Below are 22,087 nucleotides of genomic sequence, written 5' to 3'. Positions count from 1 at the left end.
ACTGCGAACGAACAAGAACCTCAGCAAGAACATGCGGACGGAGAGAAGGGCATGTCGCCTTCCCGCCGTGCGTGGATCATGCGCGGACTCGTGACGCCCGTCTTCGGCCTGCTGGCCGTGACCTGCATCGTTTTGGGCCTGTTCAATGCGACGATCTGGAAGCCGAGCAGCGAGATTACCGCACGCGGTTCGGTGCGGGGCGTCCACTACATCGCCACCGACCCCGGCGTGCTGCCGTTGGTCGACGACTCCGCCACGTTCACCGTGACGTCGTCGGGCGGCGGCGAAGTGTGCGTCGCGCTCGGCTCCAGCAAGGACGTGAACGGCTGGATCAACGGCGAATCATACGCGCGCGTGACCGGACTGGACGATTGGACGACGCTGTCGACGGAAGTCGTCGCGGCGAACAACGAAGGCTCGTCTGCCGACGATCAGTCGAACGACGTGCCGTTCAAGGAATCGGACATGTGGACGCGCGTGGTGTGCGGCGAAGGCAAGGCGACGATCAAGACCACGATGTCGTCCAGCTCACGCCAGATCGCGATCGTCGACCTCGGCGGCACCGATCCGGCGACCGTGTCGCTGCACTGGGTGCGCGAAACGCTGCCCGATTTCGCGATGCCGTTCTATTTCGCCGGCGGGCTTCTCGCGCTCATGGCCGTGCTGACGGCGTCGCTGTTCGCGGTGCCGCCGCACAAGCGTCGCAAGCGCGTGATCGAAAGCAGGCTCGCGCAGGAGGAAGTGACCGTCGCGCAGGCGATTTCCGGCAGTCTCGCGCGGATCATGCCGTCCAGCCGGCCTCGCCGCGAACGTCGTCGTCATGCGGGAAGCGGCATGCGCGGCGAGCTGGCGGAGTCCGGCGCGACGATCGACGCGTCCGCATCGCACGACGACGCGCAGCCGGCGCAGCCGACGATCATCGACCCGTCGTCGCGCAATCTCGTCGCCGATCAGGCCGCGCGCAACGCGGAACGTGAACGGGCCGCCGAACAGAACGGCCACGATGATCATGCCGTGCAGCCGGCGCAGTCCGATCTGGTGCTGCCGGACGGCGCGGCTGCGGACGACCGGTTCGCGCCGGCCGAACAGCCGGAGTCGGCGCTGCGATTTGACGCGGTGGATCAGGACGAGCCGGTGGCTCCGGCCACGGCCGGCGATCGTCCGTCGCACGACGACGCGTCCGGTGATCACGCCCCGGCCAACGGGACGAACGCCGCCGGCGAACCGTACGGGGAAACGCACGTGGCGCGCGTCGCACAGTCGACGATCGAAGAGCCGGCGGCCGTGCAGCCGCCGCGCAGAAGACGGCGTCATTCGGGCGCGACCGGTCACGCCGAAGACACGGCCAACAACGACGTGACGTCCGTGATCAGCAACGAGGAACTGCAGGCGTACTTCGCCCGACTCGCGCAGGAAACCTCGGGAGCGGCGGCAACGGACGGTGACGCCGGAGCGACCGGTGCAGACGATGGCAGCGACAACGGCGGACAGGAGGAACGGCAGTGATGAAGCGCATCAGAAACGCGGCGGCGGCCGCGCTCGCCCTCGTCCTTTCCGTCTCGCTCGCCGCCTGCGAGGGACAGGTGCCGCAGGTGACGGCGGACGGCACGTCGTCCGCAACCAGCGCCAAGGCCACGCCGGACCTGAGCGAGGCGCAGGAAAAGAACATCCGCAAGCAGATCCTCATCACGCTTGGCGCGGCCAACGATGCGAAGGACGCGAGCGGACTGTCCGCGCGCATGACCGGCCCGCAGCTGGCCATCCACAGCGCGCGCATCGCGATCGCGCAGAAAACCGGATCGATTTCGCGTTACGCGACGATCCCGAACGACATCGTGCAGACCGTCATCCCCACCGACTCGGGCTGGCCGCGCAGCGTCTACAGCATCACCACCACGACCGATGACCAGCAGTCCAAGCGTCTGCTCGTCCTCACGCAGGACTCGGCACGTCAGAACTACAAGCTGTGGGGCGTGGCGCGACTGTTCCAGGGCACCAAACTGCCAAGCTTCGCCGTGCCGGACATCGGCGCGAAAATGGGCACCGCGAAGGACGCCGGGCTTGTCATGACGCCCGAACAGGCCGTCGAACGCTACGCCGACGTGCTCACCAACGGCGCGTCCAGCCAGTTCGCGTCCAGCTTCGCCGACGACGAACTGCGCCAAACGCTCGCCAGCACCACCGAACAGGTGCAGCAGGGCATCTCCAGCAACAAGGGCACGCAGCAGCAGGTCTTCACGCCCGCGCCGGGCGCGATTCAGGTGATGCGCTCGTCCGACGGCGGCGATCTGGTGGTCGCGCAGATCAACCTCGAATGGACGCGTCAGGCGGGCGAGGGACGCGAATCGCTGCCCGCGAACGATCAGGAAAACGCGCTGTTCGGCAACGCCAAGGCCACCAGCACGCTCAAAGCGACCTATGTGTTCGTGGTGGCCATGTACGTGCCCGAGGCGAACTCCGGCAAGCAGGTCACCGCGGTGGGCGCGGACCGCGAGGTCGTCAAGGTCGAGGCGAAGTGAGCGTCTTGCGACGGGCAGGCGTCTCACGCTGAGAGTGCAAACGCGCGTTTGCACGGGGAATGAACCGGCACTGGAACTATAGTGATTCCAGTGCCGGTTTTTCGTTGCCGGCGACAATCGGGAATCCGCCCGTTCGCGCGATATGCATCGTGTGTGCGGGGCGGCGACGCGCATGCAGACGCAATGCGTGCTGCGTGCGCAGGCAATGCATGGGAGGCAATATGGCGGATCAGCAGGAGTTCCATCCCGGCGTGTCCCTCGCGGGAGCCGTGGATCTGGAGGCGCTGAAGCATCAGGTGAAGGCCGAGCCGGGACAGGCGGGCGGCGCGCCCGCGGCCGGCGGATACGTGATCGACACCACCGAAAACACGTTCCAGGCGATGGTGCAGACGTCGGCCACGTTCCCGATTCTGCTGCTGCTGTGGGTGCCCACCGACGACCGTCTGTTCCCCATGGCCCGTGCGCTCGGCGACGCGGTCAACAAGCTCAACGGCCAGATCCAGCTCAGCCGCATCGACATCGCGTCCAGCCCGTCCATCGCGCAGGCGTTTCAGGTGCAGGGCGCGCCCGCGTTGTTCGCGCTCATCGGCGGCCGCCCGATGCCGATCCTCGAGGGGCTGCCGTCCGACGAGGAACTGAAGCAGATCACCGATCAGGTGCTGCCCAAGCTCATTCAGGCCGCGCAGCAGGCCGGCGTGACCGGCACCGCGCCGTACTCGGGCGATCCCGCAGCGGACGGTGCCGCTGGTTCGGGCGCGGGTGCCGCTCCCGCCGAGCAGATTCCTCCGGAGCACGCGGAGGCGCATCAGCTGGCGCAGGCCGGCGACTATGCCGGCGCGGCCGTCGCGTACGAGAAGGTGCTCGAATCCGACCCGAACGACAAGATCGCCGCGCGCGAACGCGCCAAGGCGCTGCTGCTCGCCCGTTCCGCGGATGCGGACGTGCGCGAGGTGCGGGCCGCCGCGGCCGCGCATCCCGACGACGTCGACGCGCAGCTGGCCGTGGCCGACGTGGACATGATCGGCGGGCAGATCGCCGACGCGTTCGACCGTCTGCTCGACTATCTTGCGGCCGGCCACACGGACGAGCTGGAGCCGGTGCGCAAGCGTCTGCTCGAATACTTCCTGATCCCCGATCCGGCCGACGAGCGTCTCAAGCGCGCCCGTCGCCGCCTCGCCACGCTCATGTACTGAGTGTTGGGGTGGATTCCTGCGGAGCCGGGTGGGGGAGCGTTATCGGCCGTAGGCCGACAATAACGGCATCATGCGATAGCGTGATTCCATACGAGCGTCACGCCATGCGGTTGCGGCCGAACAGTTGCTGGAACTGCGGGCCGTCTTCGGCGAGTTCGCGCTCGAAGTCGGCCCGCCAGCCGCCGAACGGGCGCGCGGCGAGACCGTCGTTGCTGAAGCGCGGCTGATCGGTGATTTCGGTCACGCAGAATTTCGGGATGACGAGGTTCGTGACCGGTGTGGACCGTTGCGCCGATGCGACCACGAGCGGAGCGTTCGGGCCGCCGAACACGTCGATGCTCCAGCCGTCCTCGTTGAGCCACACGGAATACCGGTTCTTGATGATCGGCGCGCCGCCGCGCATGATCAGTTCCGCCGCGATGCGCGAGTCGATCTCGCGTTCCGCCTCGTAGCGCGTGCCGCCCACGGACGGCCCCTTGACCGTCACGTATGCTTCGCGGAAATCGTCACGGTACAGGTCGAGCACGGCGAGCGGATCAAGGTCGGGCGTCATCGTCACACGCACCGCACGGGTCGTCAGGCGCACGCGCAGCGCGTAATTGTCGTCATGAACGTAGTAGCTCTGCACGATCAGCGCCGGAGCGTCCCCATCGTCGGCCTCCGGCGGCAGCGAGCGGCAGAAGAACCGCCGTTCGTACTCGAAATCGTTCATATTCTCGTCCATGAAACCAGTGTAGGCATGTTTCGGCGTGGTGCGCGTGCATTCGGTCAGGGCGGCGTGTAAAGTAGTGGCGTGCTTGGGTCCGTAGCTCAGTGGATAGAGCGTCTGTCTCCGGAACAGAAGGTCGAGGGTTCGATCCCCTTTGGGCCCACCAGAATGGCGTAATTTCAAGGATTTAAGATTCTTGGAATTACGCCGTTTGTCGTATCGGGTGCATATCGGATACATTGCTGTCGCACGGTACCCCCGTTCATCGTTCAGGATCGGCGGTCTGCTGCTCGATCTAGTTGCTTGCCTGCCTTTCTGCATCATCGTCATTTTTTCTGCATCATTGAAGGGTAAAATGATGCAGAAAAAATGACGATGATGCAGAAAAGTGCGAGGCGCGGCAATGCCAGCACAATGCGCGGGGCCTGTTTATATGGCATGTCATGCTTTGTCGAAATGACATGAAGCCGACAGAATATGACACGGCATGGTGTCAGATCCGGCAGGTTTTCCGAGATTCTTTCCTGGCGTGACAAGACGCCATGTTGGACGGTCCCGGCCGATAAACCGTTTTGCTTGGAATTCCAAGGTTTCGAGGATTATTGGGTTTGTCATATCTTGCTCTTGCACGGCTTTCCTTATGTTGTGTGACAGCTCGGCTGTCACGCTTTGCCAAGAATGTCTCATTCTTCCAATGAGTGACCATCATGCCTGTTCCCTCATGCGGACACCCGCCGCCGGGAACCGACGCGGGAGGGTTATATTGAAGCCAAGTGCGGGGTTCCGTGCGGGCGACAAGCGGCGATCGGCAAACGATGGGCGCGATAGACGAATCAACGTCGGCCGGATGGCAGGATCATCGGCCGGCGACTGGTCAAAGGAGCAATATCATGAGCGAGAAGATGGAAGCGGTGGCCACCTCCGAGGCGCCGGCGGCGCTGGGCGCGTACAGCCAGGCGGTCAAGGCCAACGGATTCGTGTTCGTCTCCGGCCAGCTGGGCATCGACCCGGCCACCGGCGAACTGGCCGGCCCGACCGCGGGCGAGCAGGCCGCGCAGGCGCTCAAGAACATCAAGTGCATTCTCGACGCGGCCGGCACCGGCATCGAGCACGTGTGCCGCGCCACCATCTACCTCAAGAACGTCGAGGACTTCAAGGAAGTCGACGCCCGTTACGCCGAGGTGTTCATCGGTTCCGTCAAGCCGGCCCGCTGCGCGTTCGGCGGCAACGACATCCCGAAGGGCGCGCTCGTCGAAATCGACGCCATCGCCGTGCTGTGACGCTGCGCTCCGACGATTCGTACCGCGGCACGATCGGGCATCATTCTTGGGACTGATGGTTGTCGCGCGAGTCACTGCGTAGGCTGAAAGCCGTCGCCGATTCCTGCCGGTTCGCGCCGGTAAGGATCGGCGGCGGCTTTGTCATATGCGTTGCCATATGCGGTTCGATTACGTTGCGTTGCGCGCGATATATAACGGTCCGTACGCGTGCGTGACGATTGACGGAATGATAATCGGCGAAACGACGGTCGGACGGAAAGGCGGGGAGTGATGCGCAGGTTGAATGCGGGCGGACGACGCGGCGTGTTCTCAATCGTCGCCATCGTGCTCGTCGCGGCGATGCTGGTGTGCGACGTGGCCGTCGGTCTTGGCCGGCTGATCGACGTCGCGCATTCCGGCATGAACGGCACGGCGCCGGCCGTCATCGCGCATCGCGGCGACGCGCGCGCTCCCGAAAACTCGCTTGCCGCCATCCGCGGCGCCGACGCGATCGGTGCGGACTATGCGGAAATCGACATACGTCTCACCGCCGACGGCGAACCCGTTGTCTTCCACGACCGCGCGACCGGACGACTGAGCGCGGCCGGACGCAACGTGCTCGTCTCACGCACGCGGCTGCGTCAACTGCAGCGCATGACCATGCGGCAGAACGGGCGGAACTATCGCATCCCCACGCTGTATCAGGCATTGCGCGCGGCGCAGGGCACGCGCGGCCATCTCGGCCTGCTCCTGCACGTCAAAACCGACGACCGGCACGCGCGCGCCGTCGCCGACACGGTCATCCGCTCGGTCGAAGCGGCGCGGTTCACCAACAATCTCATGATCATGTCCACCAGCCGGGAGGCGATCGTCGTGTTCAAACAGCGCGAACCGACCTGGCGCGTCGGCCTGTGTGCGAGCGGCGAGCCACAGCTCACCGGCTGGGATATCCGCGATCTGCGCACGCGGCTGCTCGACCGGCTCGCGCGCGGCGGCAGGGCCGGACGCGGCGGACGATCCGGCGGCAAGCACGGCGGCGACGGAGCGGTCGGAGGCAACGTCGACAGGCACGGCGACGTCGCGCGCGGCGGCGACTGGAACGGACGTGCGCTGCCGATGGACTTCGTCGTCGTGCGCGCACGCGAGGCGACGCGCACGTTCCTGCGCGAGGCGCGGCGTCACGACGTGCCCGTGTACGTGGGCGCGGTGAACGACGCGCGCACCGCACGATCGTTGATCAGACAGGGAGCGGCCGGATTCCTCGGCGAAGACGTCGAACAGCTGCGCCGGGCGGCCGGCGCATACGCGCTGGCGTGACGTGCGCCGGGGCGAACGGCCCTGTCAGGCGGGCCGGTAGACTGGGGAGAATGAGTCCTGAAGCCCTGAGCGAACTGATTTCGCATATTGCCCATGAACTGGTTGCGTCCGGCAAGGCCGGCAACCTCACCGACGATCTCATCCCGCCCGTCGAGAAGCTCACCGTCATGCGCCCGAAGGATCGCGCGCACGGCGACTGGGCCTCGAACGCGGCCATGCAGCTGGCCAAGAAGGCAGGCATGAAGCCCCACGATCTGGCTGAGCTGTTCGCCGCCGACCTGACCGCGGCCGACGGCGTCAAGTCCGTCGAAGTGGCCGGCCCCGGCTTCATCAACATCACGCTCGACTCCGCGTCCGCCGCGGCCGTCGTCGATCAGGTGCTCGACGCGCCCGCCGACGAGCGCGGCTTCTCCACGTTCGGCAAGAACACGCATCTGGCCGGCAAGACGCTCAACCTCGAGTTCGTCTCCGCGAACCCGACCGGCCCGATCCACATCGGCGGCACCCGCTGGGCCGCCACCGGCGACTCCATGGCCCGCGTGCTCGAGGCGAACGGCGCGAAGGTCGTGCGCGAATACTACTTCAACGACCACGGCGAGCAGATCAACCGCTTCGCCAAGTCGCTCGTCGCCGCCGCACACGGCGAGGAAACGCCGATCGACGGCTACAAGGGCGCGTACATCAACGAAATCGCCGACCGCGTGATCGCCGAGGCCGAAGCCGACGGCGTGGACGTGCTCGCCCTGCCGCGCGTCGACGGCGGACTCGACAAGGACGGCAACCCGCTCGGCGAAGGCGATTCCGAGCAGCGCGAGGAGTTCCGCAAGCGCGCCGTGCCGATGATGTTCGACGAGATCCGCAAGTCCATGAAGGACTTCCGCGTCCATTTCGACGTGTGGTTCCACGAGAACAGCCTGTACACCGACGGCGAGGTCGAACGCGCGATCGACGTGCTGCGCAAGCGCGGCGACATCTACGAGAAGGACGGCGCGACCTGGTTCGAGTCGACCAAGCACGGCGACGACAAGGACCGCGTGATCCTCAAGTCCAACGGCGAATACGCGTACTTCGCGGCCGACATCGCCTACTACTGGAACAAGCGCCACCGCGCGACCGACCCGGCCGACGTGGCGATCTACATGCTCGGCGCCGACCACCACGGCTACATCGGTCGCATGATGGCCATGTGCGCCGCGTTCGGCGACCAGCCGGGCGAGAACATGCAGATCCTCATCGGCCAGCTCGTCAACGTGCTCAAGGACGGCAAGGCCGTGCGCATGTCCAAGCGCGCCGGCAACGTCGTCACGATCGACGATCTCGTCGAGGCGATCGGCGTGGACGCGTCCCGCTACTCGCTCGCACGCACCGACTACAACTCGCCGGTCGACATCGACCTCAACCTGCTCGCGTCGCATTCCAACGACAACCCGGTGTACTACGTGCAGTACGCGCACGCGCGTTCCTGCAATGTGGACCGCAACGCGGAAGCCGCCGGCATCACCTACGAGGGCGCGGACCTCGCCCTGCTCGACACCGAAGCGGACGGCGAAGTGCTCGCCGCGCTCGCCCAGTGGCCGGCGCTGCTCACGCTCGCCGGCGACGCGCGCGCACCGCACCGCGTGGCGCACTACCTCGAGGACCTGGCCGCCGCGTACCACAAGTGGTACAACGTGGAGCGCGTCGTGCCGATGGAGCTCACCGATCCGGAAACCCGCGGCGACGAGGCCGAACGCGAGGCCGTGCGCATCGCCAAGGCTCCGGAACCGGCCCGCGCCGCCGCACGACTCAAGCTCAACGACGCCGTGCGCACCGTGATCGCCGAAGGCCTCGACCTGCTCGGCGTCACCTCTCCTGACAAAATGTAACGGCCTTCGGCCGTTGCTGTGTTTGTGCGGCGCTCACGACGCTTCGCTGTTCGCTGCTACGGACAGTCCACTGGACTGTCCGTCCCGAGAAGATGTAACTTTTTCCCTCGGCTCCCCTTGTCAGGGAGCTGTCGGCGTAGCCGACTGAGGGGTAGTCAGACCCTAAGGACCTACACATGGCAATTACCCCCATTTGGCCGGCCGCCACGGCCATCGACCCGGCGACCGGCGCGATCACGTTCCACGGCCGCACCGCCGAATCGCTGCTCGACGAATTCGGCTCGCCGCTCTACCTGATCGACACCGACGAGGTCGCGAACCGTGCCAAGCACTTCGTCACCGCCGCGGCGCGCGCGTTCAACAACTCGACCACGCACGTGAGCTTCGCCGGCAAGGCGTTCCTGTCCAAGGAAATCGTGCGCCTTGTGCTCGCCGCCGGCATGTACGTCGACACCTGCACGATGGGCGAGATGCGGATCGCGCTCGCCGCCGGCGCTCCCGGCCGACGTCTCGTGCTGCACGGCAACAACAAGTCCGACGCGGAAATCGAGCTCGCCATCAACGAAGGCTTCGCGAAGATCGTCGTCGACGAGCCGAACGAGCCGGCCCGCATCGCCGCGATCGCGCATCGCCTCGGCAAGCGCGCCCGCGTGATGCTGCGCGTCACGTCCGGCATCCACGCCGGCGGCCACGAGTACATCTCCACCGCGCACGAAGACCAGAAGTTCGGCATGCCGCTGCTGCCGGCCGGCGCCGACACGTCCGCGCTGTCGATCCTCGACGATCTGGCCGACGTGACCCCGGCCGCAACCAACGCGCGCGTGGGGGAGCGGCAGGCCGATGCCGCGACCGGCGCGACCGGCAGCGATCGCGCCGCCAAGCCAGAACGCCAGCTGCGCTACGACGTCAAGTATCCGTACGATCTGAGCGGCGAGGAACTGTCCGAACCCGACCGCAAGCTCGCCGAGGCGATGACGGCCGTGGCGAACGGCCCGGCGATCGCCGTGCTCAAGGAGATCCGCCGTCACGAGGACGTGCTCGAGCTGGTCGGCGTGCACTCGCACATCGGCTCGAACATCCACGACGCGGACGCGTTCATCCAGGCCGCCAAGCGCATGATGCTTCTGCGCAAGACGTTCTACGCGACTGACGCGTTCACGCTGCCCGAGGTCGACCTGGGCGGCGGCTATTCCGTCGCGTACACGGACGGTGAGGATTCGATGGACATCGACGCGGAGCTGGGCCGTCTGGCCGACGCGGTCGCGTCGATCAACCGCGCGCTCGGCATGCCCGCTCCCGCGATCTCGTTCGAACCGGGCCGCTGGATCGTCGCGCCCGCCGGCGTCACGCTGTACCGCGTCGGCACGATCAAGCACGTGCTGCTCAGCGCGGACGCGGAAGGCCATCAGCCGACTGACAAGGCCGGCAGACCGATCAGCGAACGCGTGTACGTGTCGGTGGACGGCGGCATGAGCGACAACATCCGCCCGGCCCTGTACGGCGCGGACTATACGGTGCGGCTCGCGAACCGACGCGGTTCGGACGAGTCGATGCTCGTGCGCGTCGTCGGCATGCACTGCGAGTCCGGCGACATCATCGTGCACGAGGACCGTCTGCCGGCCGATTTGAAGCGCGGCGACGTGCTTGCGGTGCCGGTGACCGGCGCGTACGGCCGCACGATGGCGAGCAACTACAATCAGGCGCTGATTCCGGCGGTCGTGGGCGTGTCCGAGGCGGGCGCGCACGTGATGATCCGCCGCCAGACGATCGACGATCTGCTGGGTTGGGATCTCGGCTGATACGAAGCACGGAATCGCTGATGCGAATCGCGTTTGCGTGTGATTCCGGGCGATGCTGAACGCGAGAAGGGGCCTTCCGGATGAACCGGAAGGCCCCTTCTCATATTCGGTTATGGTTCTTCGGTTATGGTTCGCGGAGCGGATCAGGCGAGGGTGCCGACCGGGGTGCCGGCGGCGACCGCGCCGTGGGCGGTGATCGACAGGTCGTTGATGAGCGACGGGTTGGTGAACACCACGATCACGTCGGTGGGCTTGCCGGCGGCCTTGATGGCGGCCCAGTCCACGTCGATGATCGGATCGCCGGCCTTGACGGCCTGACCGGTCTCGACATGCACGGCGAACGGCGCGCCGCCCAGCTGGACGGTGTCGACGCCCACGTGCACGAGCACCTCCACGCCGGAATCGGTGGTGATGCCCACGGCGTGGCGCGCGTTGGCCACGGTGGTCACCTTGCCGGAGACCGGGGCCACGATCGTGGCCGAGGCCGGCACCACGGCGAATCCGTCACCGAGGATCTTCGCGGCGAACGTGTCGTCGGGAACGTCCTCGATCGCCTTGATCGAACCGTCTACAGGGGCCAGGATGCTGCTGGCGGAACCTGCGGTCGCTGGGGCTGAAACCGGCGCGGGAGCCGGCTTAGCGGGTTGCGCAGCGGCGGCAGGAACCGCCTTTACGCTTTTGGGGCGATGCCCTCGCGGGCCACGATGCGGTTCATCTCGTCGGCCACGAACTGCACGTCCGTGCCCACGATGATCTGCAGGTTGGTCTTGTCGATCGGCTTGACGGCCGGCACGCCGGTCTTCTTGATGGCGTCCGTATCGACCGCGGAGGCGTCGCGCAGGATAAGGCGCAGGCGCGTGGTGCAGCTGTCGACGGAGACGACGTTGGACTTGCCGCCGAGCGCCTCGTACAGGCGGGAGGCGAGCAGTGTGTACTTGTCGTCGCCCTTGGCTTCGGTGATGGCGGCGTCGGCGACGGCCTCCTCAGGCTCGCGGCCTGGGGTCATCAGGTTGAACTTCTTGATCGCGAAGTCGAACACGAAGTAGTAGATGACGGCGAACACGAGGCCCTGCAGGATCAGCATGTACGGCTTGTGCGCGAGCGGCCAGCTGAGGATGAAGTCGACGAAGCCGGCGGAGAAGTTGAAGCCGGACGTCCAGTTCATCGCGGCGGCGACGGCCACGGAGATGCCGGTGAGCACCGCGTGCACCACGTACAGCGGGAAGGCGACGAACATGAAGGAGAACTCGAGCGGTTCGGTCACGCCGGTGAAGAACGCGGCCACGCCGGCGGCCAGCATGAGCGAGCCGATGGCCTTCTTGCGCTCCGGGCGGGCGTTCTTGTAGATTGCGAACGCGCCGGCCGGCAGGCCGAACATCATGATCGGGAAGAAGCCGGCCTGGTACATGCCCGGGTGGTAGCCGGCGATGGTGACCGGGTCGCCCTGATAGGCGGCGCCCTGCCAGAAGCGGGCGATGTCGTCGATGCCGGCGATGTTGAACCAGAACACGTTGTTGAGCGCGTGGTGCAGGCCGGTCGGGATGAGCAGGCGGTTCGCGAAGCCGTAGATGCCGGCGCCGACCGCGCCGAGCGACATGATGGCCTCGCCGAAGGCGGTCAGCCAGCCGAACACGAGCGGCCAGATGAACAGCAGGATCAGGGACACGACCGACATGAGCGCGACCGTGACGATCGGCACGAGGCGCTTGCCGCTGAAGAAGCTCAGTGCGGCGGGCAGCTTGACCTCGTGGAACTTGTTGTACATGGCCGCGGCGATCAGGCCGGCGAGGATGCCGATGAACACGTTGCCGTTGTTCATCTTGGAGAACGCGTTGTAGGTGTTGAGCGCCGTCTCCTGCATCTTGGCCGCGTCCGCGTAGCCGAGGAACTTCGACGCCGCGTCTGGAACCAGCAGCGTCATCGGCGTCAGGAAGCCGACGAGTCCGGCGAGGGCCGCCGCGCCGTGCTGGTCGCGGGACATGCCGAACGCCAGACCGACGGCGAACAGGATGCCCAGATTGTTCAGGACCGCGCCGCCGGCCGTGGTCAGGAACGTGGAGACCACGTCGCCGCCGGTGAAGCTTGCGATCCAGTTGCCGATGCCTACGAACAGCGCCGCCGCCGGCAGGCAGGCGACGGGCAGCATGAGCGAACGGCCCATGCGCTGGATGTACTCTTTCATTCCAACCTCCCTCTGAGGGTTTTGGCGATGACGTCTTTCTTCTGTGTTTTGCCGCTGAAGTTCGTCGTCAAACAGCCTGGCGCCATCGTTGGTACCGGACCTTGTCGCAGCGGTTTTCATCGCTAAACAACCATGGTACGGCACTGGGAACGCACTTTAGGGACATTTTGTTAAGTTTCTTTACGCTCGCGTTGCGGCCGGGAAAACTCGGTGTCCGTGAGGGCTACTCGCGCTTGGAAGCCGGGCTGGACAGACATCTGATGTTTTTTAGTTAGGAACGTTGCGCTGCGGCGTGTCGAATTCGGTTCGTAGGATGGTGGAGGAATTGTGATGGCCGCGACGCGGCGTCATACGTGACTTTCAGGGAAAGGATGCCTGTGGCACAGCAGAACGAAACCCCCATCCGCGTGGGACTTCTGGGCGCGGGAACCGTCGGATCGCAGACCGCGCGTCTGCTCGTGGAGCAGAAGGACGAACTGGCCGCCCGCATCGGCCGGCCGATCGAACTGGTCGGCGTCGCCTGCCTCGACCCGGACGAAGTGAACTATCCGTGGATCGACAAGTCGCTGCTGACGACCGACACGATGAAGGTCGCCACGAACGCGGACATCGTCATCGAGCTCATCGGCGGCACCGGCGCGGCTCGTACGTTCGTCATGGCCGCGATCGAATCCGGTGCGTCCGTCGTGACCGCCAACAAGGCGCTGCTGGCCAAGTACGGCCCCGAAATCTACAACGCGGCCGCCGCCAAGGGCGTCGACATCTACTTCGAGGCGGCCGTGGGCGGCGCGATCCCGTTCCTGCTGCCGCTGCGCGAGTCGCTGGCCGGCGACAAGGTGACGAGCATGCTCGGCATCGTCAACGGCACCACCAACTACATCCTCGACGAGATGACCACCAAGGGCCTCCAGTTCGACGACGTCCTCAAGGATGCGCAGGCCAAGGGCTACGCCGAGGCCGATCCGACCGGCGACATCGAGGGCCACGACGCGGCGAACAAGGCCGCCATCATGGCCACGCTCGGCTTCCACACCAACGTGACCATCGACGACGTGTCGGTCGAGGGCATCACCAAGATCACCGCCGACGACATCGCCGCCGCGACCGCCGAACACAAAGTCATCAAGCTGCTCGCCGTCGTCGAAAACGGCGAGGCGGGCGTCTCCGCGCGCGTCTACCCGGCGCTCATCCCCGAAACGCACCCGCTGGCCTCCGTGCACGGTTCGTTCAACGCGATCTTCGTCAAGGCCGAGGCGGCCGACGATCTCATGTTCTACGGCCGCGGCGCCGGCGGCGCCCCGACCGCCTCCGCCGTCGTCGGCGACGTGGTCGCCGAGGCGCGACACATCGCGCAGGGCTGCACCGGCCCGACCATCCCGATGTACAACGACCTGCCCAAGGCCCCGATCGAGGCGAGCCGCGCCGCGTTCGCCGTGCGCTTCCTCATCCACGACAAGCCGGGCGTGCTGGCCGCCATCGCCAAGGAATTCGCCGACAACGGCGTGTCCATCAACGGCGTCAACCAGGACCTCAAGCCTACGCTCAACGACCCGGGCTACGACGGCGAGATCCAGCAGCTGCGCATCGTCACGCACCAGACCGACGAGGTCACGCTGCGCAAGACCGTCGAGGCCGTGCGTAAGCTCGACTTCGTGACCGGCGAGCCGTCGATCCTGCGCGTGCTCGACTGACGGACGCCGCAGCGAGCGTAACGCACTGAGGCATGCCACGCAGGTCTTCCCCGACGAGTGAAGGCGGTGGCGTGTACGCTCCCTCAGTCACGGCTACACCGTGCCAGCTCCCTCAGCCGAGGGAGCCGAGGCTCGCTGCGCTCGCATTGGCTTGAGCCCCGTCATCGCGCGGCGCTCGATTCAGTTTTTCATAGGGGGACATATGGAACCGATCTGCAGACAGGTCAAGGTCAGCGTGCCGGCCACGAGCGCCAATCTGGGCTCCGGCTTCGACACGGTCGGCCTGGCGCTCGACTACCACGACGAGCTCACGTTCACGCTGAGCGCCGACCCGTCGAACCGCGCCGCGCAGGTGCTCATCTACGGCGAGGGCGAGGACACGCTGCCGCGCGACGAAACGCATCTGGTGGTCTCCACCTTCCGCCGCGCCTGCCAGACCTTCGGCCTGGGCCGCGTGGGCTTCATCCTCGAGGCGCACAACAACATCCCGCAGGCGCGCGGCATGGGCTCGTCCGCCGAGGCGATCGTCGCCGGCATCGCCGCGGCCGCCGCGTTCGCGCACGACGACGACCTCAACCGCGACGCCGTGTTCGAACTGGCCGCCGCGATCGAAGGACACCCGGACAACGTCGCGCCGGCCGTCTACGGCGGCATGACCGTCTCGTGGAACTTCGACACGGCCGAAGGCGTCGGTTCCGTGCCGATCCCTGGCGGCGAGCCGCTCCACGGCGGCTTCCACACCGTCAAGTACCGCGTCGACCCGAAGATCCGCACCGCCGTGTTCGTGCCCGACTACGAGCTGAGCACCGAAAAGGCGCGCGAGGCGCTGCCCGCCGCCGTGCCGTACAAGGACGCCGTGTTCAACGTGTCGCGCGTGGCGCTCATGGCCGCAGCGATGAACCCGGGAGCGCTCGCCGCGTCCTCCGACCCGAACGCGCTGCTGTTCGCCGCCACGCAGGACCGCCTGCACCAGCCGTACCGCAAAGACCTCATGACCCCCTCGTGGGAACTCATCAAGGCCCTGCGCGCCCGCGGCTACGCGGCCATGGTTTCCGGCGCGGGCCCGTGCGTGCTCGTGCTGCACTACGGCGACGAGGCCGAGGCGATCGAGCACGTGGCCGGCGACCGTCTGTCCGACGGCCACTGGCGCGTGCTGCACCCGACCGTCAACGCCAAGGGCGTGGAAATCGAGCGCAAGTAATCCCGTGCGGTAGCATGGCTGGAGAACCCGGGGCGCGGTCCGTTGGTGCGGGTCGCGCCCCGGTCTGATTATTCCGAGCGTTTCCGAGCGAAAAGTGAGGCCGGTCATGTCCATTCCGCTGATTCTCGCATCCAAGTCGAAGCCGCGCCGCGACGTGCTGTACTCGGCCGGCATCTGCCCGACCATCCGCGTCTCCCACGTCGACGAGCCGGCCGCGCTGGTCGACGCCGCGCGCGAGGAGGGCGTGGACGTCGAGTCGCTCACCGTCGACAAGCGCGTGCTCATCCTCGCCTCGGCCAAGGCGCACGCCGTGTATCAGGCGTACCGCAACGTGGCCGACGCGGCCGCCGCGGCGACCGGCGAGCGCGTGATCGCGTACCCGCTGCAGTCCGCGCAGCTCGCTCGGGAGACGGAACGCGACGGATCCGCTGATGGTACCGTCGACGTCGACGACGTGCCGGGAGCCGTGGCCGCGGCCGGAACGTCCGCCATGGACAAGTCGGCGGCCGACGGCGACGCCGATGCGACGACGCGCGACTTCTCCGGAGTGGACGTGCCGACGGTCGCCGAGCCGATCTCGAACGTCGTCGCCATGCAGCCCGGGCTCACGCGCGCCGAAGTCGGGCCGTTGATCGTCGGCTGCGATTCGATGTTCCTGTTCGACGGCGAATGCTACGGCAAGCCGCACAGCGTCGACGTGGCGCGCGAACGGCTCAAGGCGATGCGCGGGCGCACCGGCGAACTGTGGACCGGCCACTGCCTGATCGACTTCGCGTCCGGTCGTGCGGTGCGCGGCACGAGCTACGCGAAGATCCACTTCTGCGATTATTCCGACTTGGACATCGAACGCTATCTGGCGACCGGCGAGCCGCTCGAAGTGGCCGGATCGTTCACGCTGGAGGGCTTTGGCGGCGCGTTCATCGACTCGATCGAGGGCGATCCGCACGGCATCATCGGCATCAGCCTGCCGCTGCTGCGCCGGCTGACCGGCGAGCTCGGCGTGGAATGGACCGACCTGTGGAACGTGGACCGCGGCGAGCTGTTCCCGTCCGACAAGGCCGATCCGCGCGGGCTGACCCCGCCCAAGGAGAACGTGCACCAGCCGGGAGACGGCTGGATCGACTGCGCGTGCGGACGCCGGCACTGGGGCACGAACGGCGCGTCCGGCGTGCTTTTGGCCCGGCGAGACGCGGCCGGCAACGTGACCGACGTGGTGATGCAGCACCGCGCCGCGTGGAGCGCCGAAGGCGGCACGTGGGGCATTCCGGGCGGCGCCACCGCGGACGGCGAGTCGCCGATCGAGGGCGCGCTGCGCGAGAGCTACGAGGAGGCGAACATCACGCCGGAGGACATCGAGGTGGTCGGCTCCTACCGCGAGGACCACGGCACGTGGGCGTACACCACGGTGTTCGCGTTCGAGAAGCCCGGACACACGGTGACGCCGCGCGCGAACGACGACGAGAGCATGGAGATCGAGTGGATCCCGATCGACGAGGTCCCGAACCGCAAGCTGCTCACCGCGATGAAGACCGACTGGCCGCGCTTCCGCGCCCGGCTCGACGCGATCGCGGCCGACCGCCGCGGCGAGTGAATCGCGGAATCGCGCTGCGCGCGATGGCATCGGTTGTTGACCGCGACGCTGTGACGCTTCCCGGTCAACCGGTCGAAGTTTGTCTCTGATTGGCGTGACATTGGCTCCGGTACGGTCGGCTTACTGGCCACAATGTCACGCTACGAAACCAATTCGCGTGACATTGGTCCCAGTACTGCCGATCTATCCTCGGCGATGTCACGCAGGCTCCGAAATATGAAGCGCTGATCAAGAAAGTTATCGTTAACTCTTGGGGTGGTCCTAGACTGGGACGCGAACGGCGCGCCGGTGCCGGACGGCAGCGGCACGCGCATCCAGAAACACGCAGCGACATCACCTCAGGAGCATCGAAGCCATGGCTGAACCGCAGTCGTTCCCCAACCTCATCACCGTCAACGCCGACCCCAAGAGCCAGGCGCCCGTCCAGTTCCACCTGCACAACGGGCGAATCAGCGTCGTCCTCGGCGTGCTCGAAGGCAAGCTCGTCAACCTGTACACCGGCGCGCCCGTGCCCGCGGCGGGCGACTTCGGCTACCTCGTCGACGACCGCTTCCGCGTCCAGTCGTCCACCGTCGAGGAAGGCGCGTCGCGCTACGCCGAACACGAACGCTTCGCCTACCCCGAATTCGGTCGCGGCGACTATCGCCACCCGGCCATCGAAGTCGGTCAGCCGAACGGATCGCACGTCACCGACCTGCGCTACGTCGGCCACACAATCACCGGCGGCAAGCCCGCGCTGCCCGGCATGCCGTCCACGCACGCGGCCGACGACGAGGCCGCGACGCTGTCCATCGAACTCAGGGACGAGCTCATCGGCCTCACCGTGACCCTGCAGTACACGATCTTCCGCGACGAACCGGTCATCGCGCGCAGCGCCGTCATTCGCAACGACGGCGACCAGCAGCTCACGCTGGAACGCGCCGCCAGCCTCAGCCTCGACCTGCCCGACAGCGACTACACGATGACCGAATTCACCGGCGCGTGGGCGCGCGAACGCGAGCCGCACACGCAGCCGCTGCACCCCGGCATCCAGCAGATCGAATCGCTGCGCGGCGCGTCCGGCCCATACTTCAGCCCCAACGCGATCTTCGCGCGGCCCGCCACCACCGAGGACGCGGGCGAGGCGTTCGGCCTCGCGTTCGTCTACTCCGGCAACTTCGACCTGCACGCCGAAGTCGACACGTACGGCGCGACCCGACTCCAGCTCGGCATCAACCCGCTCGGATTCCAGTGGGCGCTCGGCCCCGGCGACGAATTCGCCACGCCCGAAGCGCTGCTCGGCTACACGGGCAACGGCCTCAACGCGCTGAGCCAGTCCTTCCACCGCATCGTGCTCGACCACCTGCAGCGCCCGCAGTGGGCGCGCCGCGAACGCCCGGTGCTCATCAACAACTGGGAGGCCACGTACTTCGACTTCACCGAAGACAAGCTGCTCGAACTCGCGGGCCTCGCCAAGAAGGCCGGCATCGAACTGTTCGTGCTCGACGACGGCTGGTTCGGCGCGCGCACGTCCGACCGCGCGGGACTCGGCGACTGGGTGGCCAATCCGGACCGCCTGCCGGAGGGCATCGCCGGCATCGCGCGTAAGATCAACGCGCTCGGCATGGACTTCGGCTTGTGGTTCGAGCCGGAAATGACCAACAAGGACTCCGACCTGTACCGCGCCCACCCCGACTGGATCATCGCCACGCCCGGCCGCGGCCAGTCCGTGTACCGCAACCAGTACGTGCTCAACTTCGCCAACCCGGCCGTCGTGGACAACATCTACGGCCAGATGCACGCGATCCTCTCGACCGCGAACGTGGCGTACATCAAGTGGGACATGAACCGCTTCATCTCCGAGGCGTTCGACGCGACGCGCGGCGCCGAACACCAGGGCGAGATCATGCACCGGTACATCCTCGGCGTGTACGCGCTGTACGAGCGCCTGTTCGCCGCGTTCCCCGACCTCATCATCGAAGGCTGCGCGTCCGGCGGCTCCCGCTTCGACTACGGCATCCTCGCGTACTCGCCGCAGGCGTGGACCAGCGACGACACCGACGCGATCGAACGCCTGTCGATCCAATACGGCACCAGCTACTTCTTCCCGGTCGCCACGATGGGCGCGCACGTGTCCATCACGCCGAACCACCAGACCGGCCGTTCCGAGTCTCTTGCCACGCGCGCCAACGTGGCCATGTTCGGCACGTTCGGCTACGAAATGGACCTGACCAGCGTGCCCGAATCCGATCTTGACGAGATCGCCAAGCAGGTCGCGTTCTTCAAGGAGCACGCGTCGCTGCTGCACAACGGCGACCTGTATCGCCTGCGCGCGCCGTACGGCCACCGTCAGGCCGCGTGGATGAGCGTGTCGGCCGACCGCGCGCACGCGATCGTCGGCGACTATGTGATCCTCGGTGTGCCGAACCGGCCCAAGTCGCGCCTGCTGATGCGCGGACTGGACGAGACTGCCTCGTACCGCGTCATCTCCTCCGATGGCAAGTTCGACGCGACGCGCACCGGCGGCGAGCTCATGCACATCGGCATCGACGACACCGACCTCGGCCCGGATTTCGCCTCGCGCGTCTACCTCGTCGACCGTGTGTGATCGCCGACCGTGTCAAACCGCCAACGGATCGCCAGATGATAGCGGCTGCCGGCCGGCAGCAGCGGCGAGCGCTCGGAAGGGTCGTTGACGGCGTTCGGCACGAAACCGGGTTCCAGCGCGTACCCGGCCGCCGGGCAATACGTTCGGCCGCCGGTGCCGGGCACGCCGTCCAGGAACCCGGCGCTGTACAGCAGCACGCTCGGCGCGTTCGACAGCACGGTCATGCGAATGCCGGTGCGTTCGCTTGCCGCGACCGCGACCGTGCGCAGTCCGGTGCGGGGGTCGAGGGAAGTTGCGTGCGGCAGCCGCCCGTGCGCATCCTCGAACACGAATGCGTGATTGTAGCCGCGTGCGGCAGCGAGCTGTGTGTCGCCGGCCTCGAATCCGGCCCGCATGGCGTCGCCGATGCGCCTCGGCGCGCGGAAGTCCATGGGCGTGCCGTCGACCGGCTCATGGGCGAGCGGAATGAACCGTTCGTCCGTGGGGCAGTAGCGGTCGGTGGGGATGCACAGCGTCTGGTCGAGCATGTCGCCGCTCGACTCGCCGGCGAGATTCCAGTAGGCGTGACTGGTCATGTTGGCGATGGTGCCGCGCGTGCAGTCGGCGTCGACGTCGCAGGCAAGCGTCATGCCGTCGACCGCGTAGCGCACGCGCACGTCCATGGCGCCGGGGAAACCCTGATCGCCGTCAGGCGAATGCAGCACCAGCGTGAGCGAGCGTTCGCTGCGATCCGCGACGGTCCATAGCCGCCGATCATAGCCGTCCGGTCCGCTGTGCACGTTGTTCGTGCCCTCGTTGGCGACCGGATGGCAGACGGTGCCGTCGATAACGCACGTCGCGTCGGCGATGCGGTTCGCGTTGCGTCCGATGATCGCGCCGAGATAGCAGTCGTCGGCGAGATAGTCCGCGGCGGTCGGCCGGCCGAGCAGCACGTTCGTCGCATGCCCGTCGCGGTCCGGCAGGGTTACGGTCATCAGCCGGGCGCCGTAATCGGTGACGGTGACGGCGAGGCCGGTTGCGCCGCCGATGGCGAACGATTGCGGCAGCGCCGGTGCGGCCGAGGACGCGTCGGTTGCTGCGGATGCGGCCGGGGCGACCGTCGGAACGATGGCGGGGGAGACCGTGGAATTGACTGCGGGAACGACCGTGCTGGCGGCCGCGGAATGCGCATGATGCGTCGAAGAAGACATGCTTCGACCATAGAACCGCCAAACGCGGCAGCCATATCGTCAAGTTGCCGCCCAGTGCCGGAAAACTGCGCGATGCAGCGTCGACACCCGACTGCGACCGTTGGTGGTCGTGCATAACGGCTCTTCGTATTGTGTTGTGTATGGTTGGCTGTCCGGTGGTATCGGAATCACGCTACGCGTGATGCCGTGTTGTCGTGAGATTGCGCGGCAGCGCAATCTCAGTATCGCGCGATCGCGCGATGGAATCGGTATTGTGCTCATGCGCAATGCCATGTTCCCGGCGGCGGCTCGGCCGTCGCGTTTGGTTTTTTCAACACACTGCGGTGTTGGCGGTAGCCTCGGCCCCCTCGGCTGAGGGGGCTCCCGGCGAAGCCGGGTGGGGGAGCGTCGCGGCGCTGTGCGCCGCCAACCGGCACGGCATCGCGCGCAGCGCGATTCCGATGCCACACGCGTATCCGCTGCACTCAGCCCATGAGGGAATACGACAAGGCCAACACGCCTCTAGCCAGACGACTGCGCAGGAACATGACCCCATGGGAGCGCAAACTCTGATACCGATTCTTAAACACTCATATGTTGCGCTGGCAGCGTCAGACCCCGATCGGCCGGTACATCGTCGACTTCTATTGTGCGAAGGCCAGGCTTGTGGTCGAACTCGACGGTGGTGGACACTACACGTTGGAACAACAAGCGAGAGATGCCAAACGTACCAAGGATCTGGAGGCTGAAGGCCTGCTGATGCTGAGATTCGCGAACAATCAGGTGGATCGCATGTTCAATGAGGTATGTGTGAAGATTGACCGGGTGGTGGCAGCAAGGATTGTAATGCGATAAGAGGGTGTTGCGGCTCTGGTATTGGAATCGCGGTACGCGCGATGCTGTGCCGGTTGGCGGCGCACAGCGCCGCGACGCTCCCCCAGTCGACCTTCGGCCGACAGCGTCCTGCAATTATGGACTCGCTTCGCGAGCGTTATTGCTGGCTCG

Annotated in this window: 16 protein-coding genes and 1 tRNA gene; 13 read left to right on the top strand and 4 right to left on the bottom strand. The window is 66.6% G+C overall.

Annotated features, from left to right (window positions below; all coding sequences use genetic code 11):
- Positions 1–51 precede the first annotated feature (51 nt).
- The 3 genes from KIH79_RS05620 to KIH79_RS05610 all read left to right on the top strand — a co-directional run bounded on the left by KIH79_RS05620 (position 52) and on the right by KIH79_RS05610 (position 3,712).
- Complete coding sequence (locus tag KIH79_RS05620) at positions 52–1,506, top strand: hypothetical protein (protein WP_219058512.1); 1,455 nt, start codon at positions 52–54, stop codon at positions 1,504–1,506.
- Positions 1,503–2,519 (top strand): DUF8094 domain-containing protein, encoded by a 1,017-nt coding sequence (locus KIH79_RS05615; RefSeq protein WP_420829356.1) that lies wholly within the window; start codon positions 1,503–1,505, stop codon positions 2,517–2,519. The genes KIH79_RS05620 and KIH79_RS05615 overlap by 4 nt, the downstream gene beginning before the upstream one ends.
- Positions 2,520–2,740: 221 nt before the next feature.
- Positions 2,741–3,712 carry a tetratricopeptide repeat protein gene (locus KIH79_RS05610; RefSeq protein ID WP_219058510.1) on the top strand — a complete coding sequence of 324 codons (972 nt, stop codon included), beginning with the start codon at positions 2,741–2,743 and terminating at the stop codon, positions 3,710–3,712.
- Between the two features lie 97 nt (positions 3,713–3,809).
- On the opposite strand, the gene KIH79_RS05605 is transcribed toward KIH79_RS05610, so the two are convergent.
- Positions 3,810–4,424, bottom strand: a complete 615-nt coding sequence (locus tag KIH79_RS05605; protein WP_219058509.1) for a CYTH domain-containing protein — start codon at positions 4,422–4,424, stop codon at positions 3,810–3,812.
- An 87-nt stretch (positions 4,425–4,511) separates the two neighbouring features.
- Here KIH79_RS05605 and KIH79_RS05600 point away from each other — a divergent pair.
- From KIH79_RS05600 to KIH79_RS05580, 5 genes are all read left to right on the top strand, one after another.
- Positions 4,512–4,587 (top strand) — tRNA-Arg (locus KIH79_RS05600).
- Positions 4,588–5,311: 724 nt separating this feature from the next.
- The gene (locus KIH79_RS05595; protein ID WP_033493429.1) at positions 5,312–5,701 is read left to right on the top strand and encodes a Rid family detoxifying hydrolase; all 390 of its coding nucleotides are present in this window, start codon (positions 5,312–5,314) and stop codon (positions 5,699–5,701) included.
- A gap of 270 nt (positions 5,702–5,971) precedes the next feature.
- Positions 5,972–6,997, top strand: coding sequence for a glycerophosphodiester phosphodiesterase family protein (locus KIH79_RS05590; protein WP_219058508.1), 1,026 nt, complete (start codon positions 5,972–5,974; stop codon positions 6,995–6,997).
- A 50-nt stretch (positions 6,998–7,047) separates the two neighbouring features.
- On the top strand, positions 7,048–8,862 hold the full coding sequence (argS, locus tag KIH79_RS05585; RefSeq protein WP_219058507.1) for an arginine--tRNA ligase: 1,815 nt from the start codon (positions 7,048–7,050) through the stop codon (positions 8,860–8,862).
- 176 nt (positions 8,863–9,038) lie between these two features.
- Complete coding sequence (locus KIH79_RS05580) at positions 9,039–10,661, top strand: diaminopimelate decarboxylase family protein (protein ID WP_219058506.1); 1,623 nt, start codon at positions 9,039–9,041, stop codon at positions 10,659–10,661.
- A 143-nt stretch (positions 10,662–10,804) separates the two neighbouring features.
- On the opposite strand, the gene KIH79_RS05575 is transcribed toward KIH79_RS05580, so the two are convergent.
- Positions 10,805–11,245, bottom strand: coding sequence for a PTS sugar transporter subunit IIA (locus tag KIH79_RS05575; RefSeq protein WP_219058549.1), 441 nt, complete (start codon positions 11,243–11,245; stop codon positions 10,805–10,807).
- An 86-nt stretch (positions 11,246–11,331) separates the two neighbouring features.
- Positions 11,332–12,843 (bottom strand): N-acetylglucosamine-specific PTS transporter subunit IIBC, encoded by a 1,512-nt coding sequence (gene nagE / locus KIH79_RS05570; RefSeq protein ID WP_219058505.1) that lies wholly within the window; start codon positions 12,841–12,843, stop codon positions 11,332–11,334.
- A gap of 377 nt (positions 12,844–13,220) precedes the next feature.
- Here nagE and KIH79_RS05565 point away from each other — a divergent pair, with 377 nt between their 5' ends.
- The 4 genes from KIH79_RS05565 (at position 13,221) to KIH79_RS05550 (ending at position 19,913) form a co-directional block, all read left to right on the top strand.
- Positions 13,221–14,534 (top strand): homoserine dehydrogenase, encoded by a 1,314-nt coding sequence (locus KIH79_RS05565; protein WP_219058504.1) that lies wholly within the window; start codon positions 13,221–13,223, stop codon positions 14,532–14,534.
- A 202-nt stretch (positions 14,535–14,736) separates the two neighbouring features.
- A complete protein-coding gene (gene thrB, locus KIH79_RS05560) occupies positions 14,737–15,735 on the top strand; it encodes a homoserine kinase (RefSeq protein ID WP_219058503.1) in 999 nt (332 codons plus the stop codon).
- A 106-nt stretch (positions 15,736–15,841) separates the two neighbouring features.
- Positions 15,842–17,326 carry a Maf family protein gene (locus KIH79_RS05555; protein WP_219058502.1) on the top strand — a complete coding sequence of 495 codons (1,485 nt, stop codon included), beginning with the start codon at positions 15,842–15,844 and terminating at the stop codon, positions 17,324–17,326.
- A 355-nt stretch (positions 17,327–17,681) separates the two neighbouring features.
- A complete protein-coding gene (locus tag KIH79_RS05550; protein ID WP_219058501.1) occupies positions 17,682–19,913 on the top strand; it encodes an alpha-galactosidase in 2,232 nt (743 codons plus the stop codon).
- On the opposite strand, the gene KIH79_RS05545 is transcribed toward KIH79_RS05550, so the two are convergent.
- The gene (locus KIH79_RS05545) at positions 19,892–21,103 is read right to left on the bottom strand and encodes an aldose epimerase family protein (RefSeq protein ID WP_219058500.1); all 1,212 of its coding nucleotides are present in this window, start codon (positions 21,101–21,103) and stop codon (positions 19,892–19,894) included. The two genes, KIH79_RS05550 and KIH79_RS05545, sit on opposite strands and share 22 nt — an antisense overlap.
- Before the next feature lie 573 nt (positions 21,104–21,676).
- Between KIH79_RS05545 and KIH79_RS05540 the strand changes: the two genes are divergently transcribed.
- Positions 21,677–21,937, top strand: a complete 261-nt coding sequence (locus tag KIH79_RS05540; RefSeq protein WP_219058499.1) for an endonuclease domain-containing protein — start codon at positions 21,677–21,679, stop codon at positions 21,935–21,937.
- Positions 21,938–22,087 lie beyond the last annotated feature (150 nt).

Origin of the sequence: Bifidobacterium miconis, from assembly GCF_019331735.1 — a bacterium.
GTDB classification, from domain to species: Bacteria; Actinomycetota; Actinomycetes; order Actinomycetales; family Bifidobacteriaceae; genus Bifidobacterium; species Bifidobacterium miconis.
Note: the sequence above shows the minus strand (reverse complement) of the source record. Positions and strands in the feature narration are given on the sequence as shown.

Excerpts from the sequence above, each read along its gene's own strand:
- KIH79_RS05620 (WP_219058512.1), top strand. The coding sequence starts at position 52 with ATGTCGCCTTCCCGCCGTGCGTGGATCATGCGCGGACTCGTGACGCCC.
- KIH79_RS05610 (WP_219058510.1), top strand. The coding sequence starts at position 2,741 with ATGGCGGATCAGCAGGAGTTCCATCCCGGCGTGTCCCTCGCGGGAGCC.
- KIH79_RS05605 (WP_219058509.1), bottom strand. The coding sequence starts at position 4,424 with ATGAACGATTTCGAGTACGAACGGCGGTTCTTCTGCCGCTCGCTGCCG.
- KIH79_RS05595 (WP_033493429.1), top strand. The coding sequence starts at position 5,312 with ATGAGCGAGAAGATGGAAGCGGTGGCCACCTCCGAGGCGCCGGCGGCG.
- KIH79_RS05590 (WP_219058508.1), top strand. The coding sequence starts at position 5,972 with ATGCGCAGGTTGAATGCGGGCGGACGACGCGGCGTGTTCTCAATCGTC.
- argS (WP_219058507.1), top strand. The coding sequence starts at position 7,048 with ATGAGTCCTGAAGCCCTGAGCGAACTGATTTCGCATATTGCCCATGAA.
- KIH79_RS05580 (WP_219058506.1), top strand. The coding sequence starts at position 9,039 with ATGGCAATTACCCCCATTTGGCCGGCCGCCACGGCCATCGACCCGGCG.
- nagE (WP_219058505.1), bottom strand. The coding sequence starts at position 12,843 with ATGAAAGAGTACATCCAGCGCATGGGCCGTTCGCTCATGCTGCCCGTC.
- thrB (WP_219058503.1), top strand. The coding sequence starts at position 14,737 with ATGGAACCGATCTGCAGACAGGTCAAGGTCAGCGTGCCGGCCACGAGC.
- KIH79_RS05555 (WP_219058502.1), top strand. The coding sequence starts at position 15,842 with ATGTCCATTCCGCTGATTCTCGCATCCAAGTCGAAGCCGCGCCGCGAC.
- KIH79_RS05550 (WP_219058501.1), top strand. The coding sequence starts at position 17,682 with ATGGCTGAACCGCAGTCGTTCCCCAACCTCATCACCGTCAACGCCGAC.
- KIH79_RS05545 (WP_219058500.1), bottom strand. The coding sequence starts at position 21,103 with ATGTCTTCTTCGACGCATCATGCGCATTCCGCGGCCGCCAGCACGGTC.
- KIH79_RS05540 (WP_219058499.1), top strand. The coding sequence starts at position 21,677 with ATGTTGCGCTGGCAGCGTCAGACCCCGATCGGCCGGTACATCGTCGAC.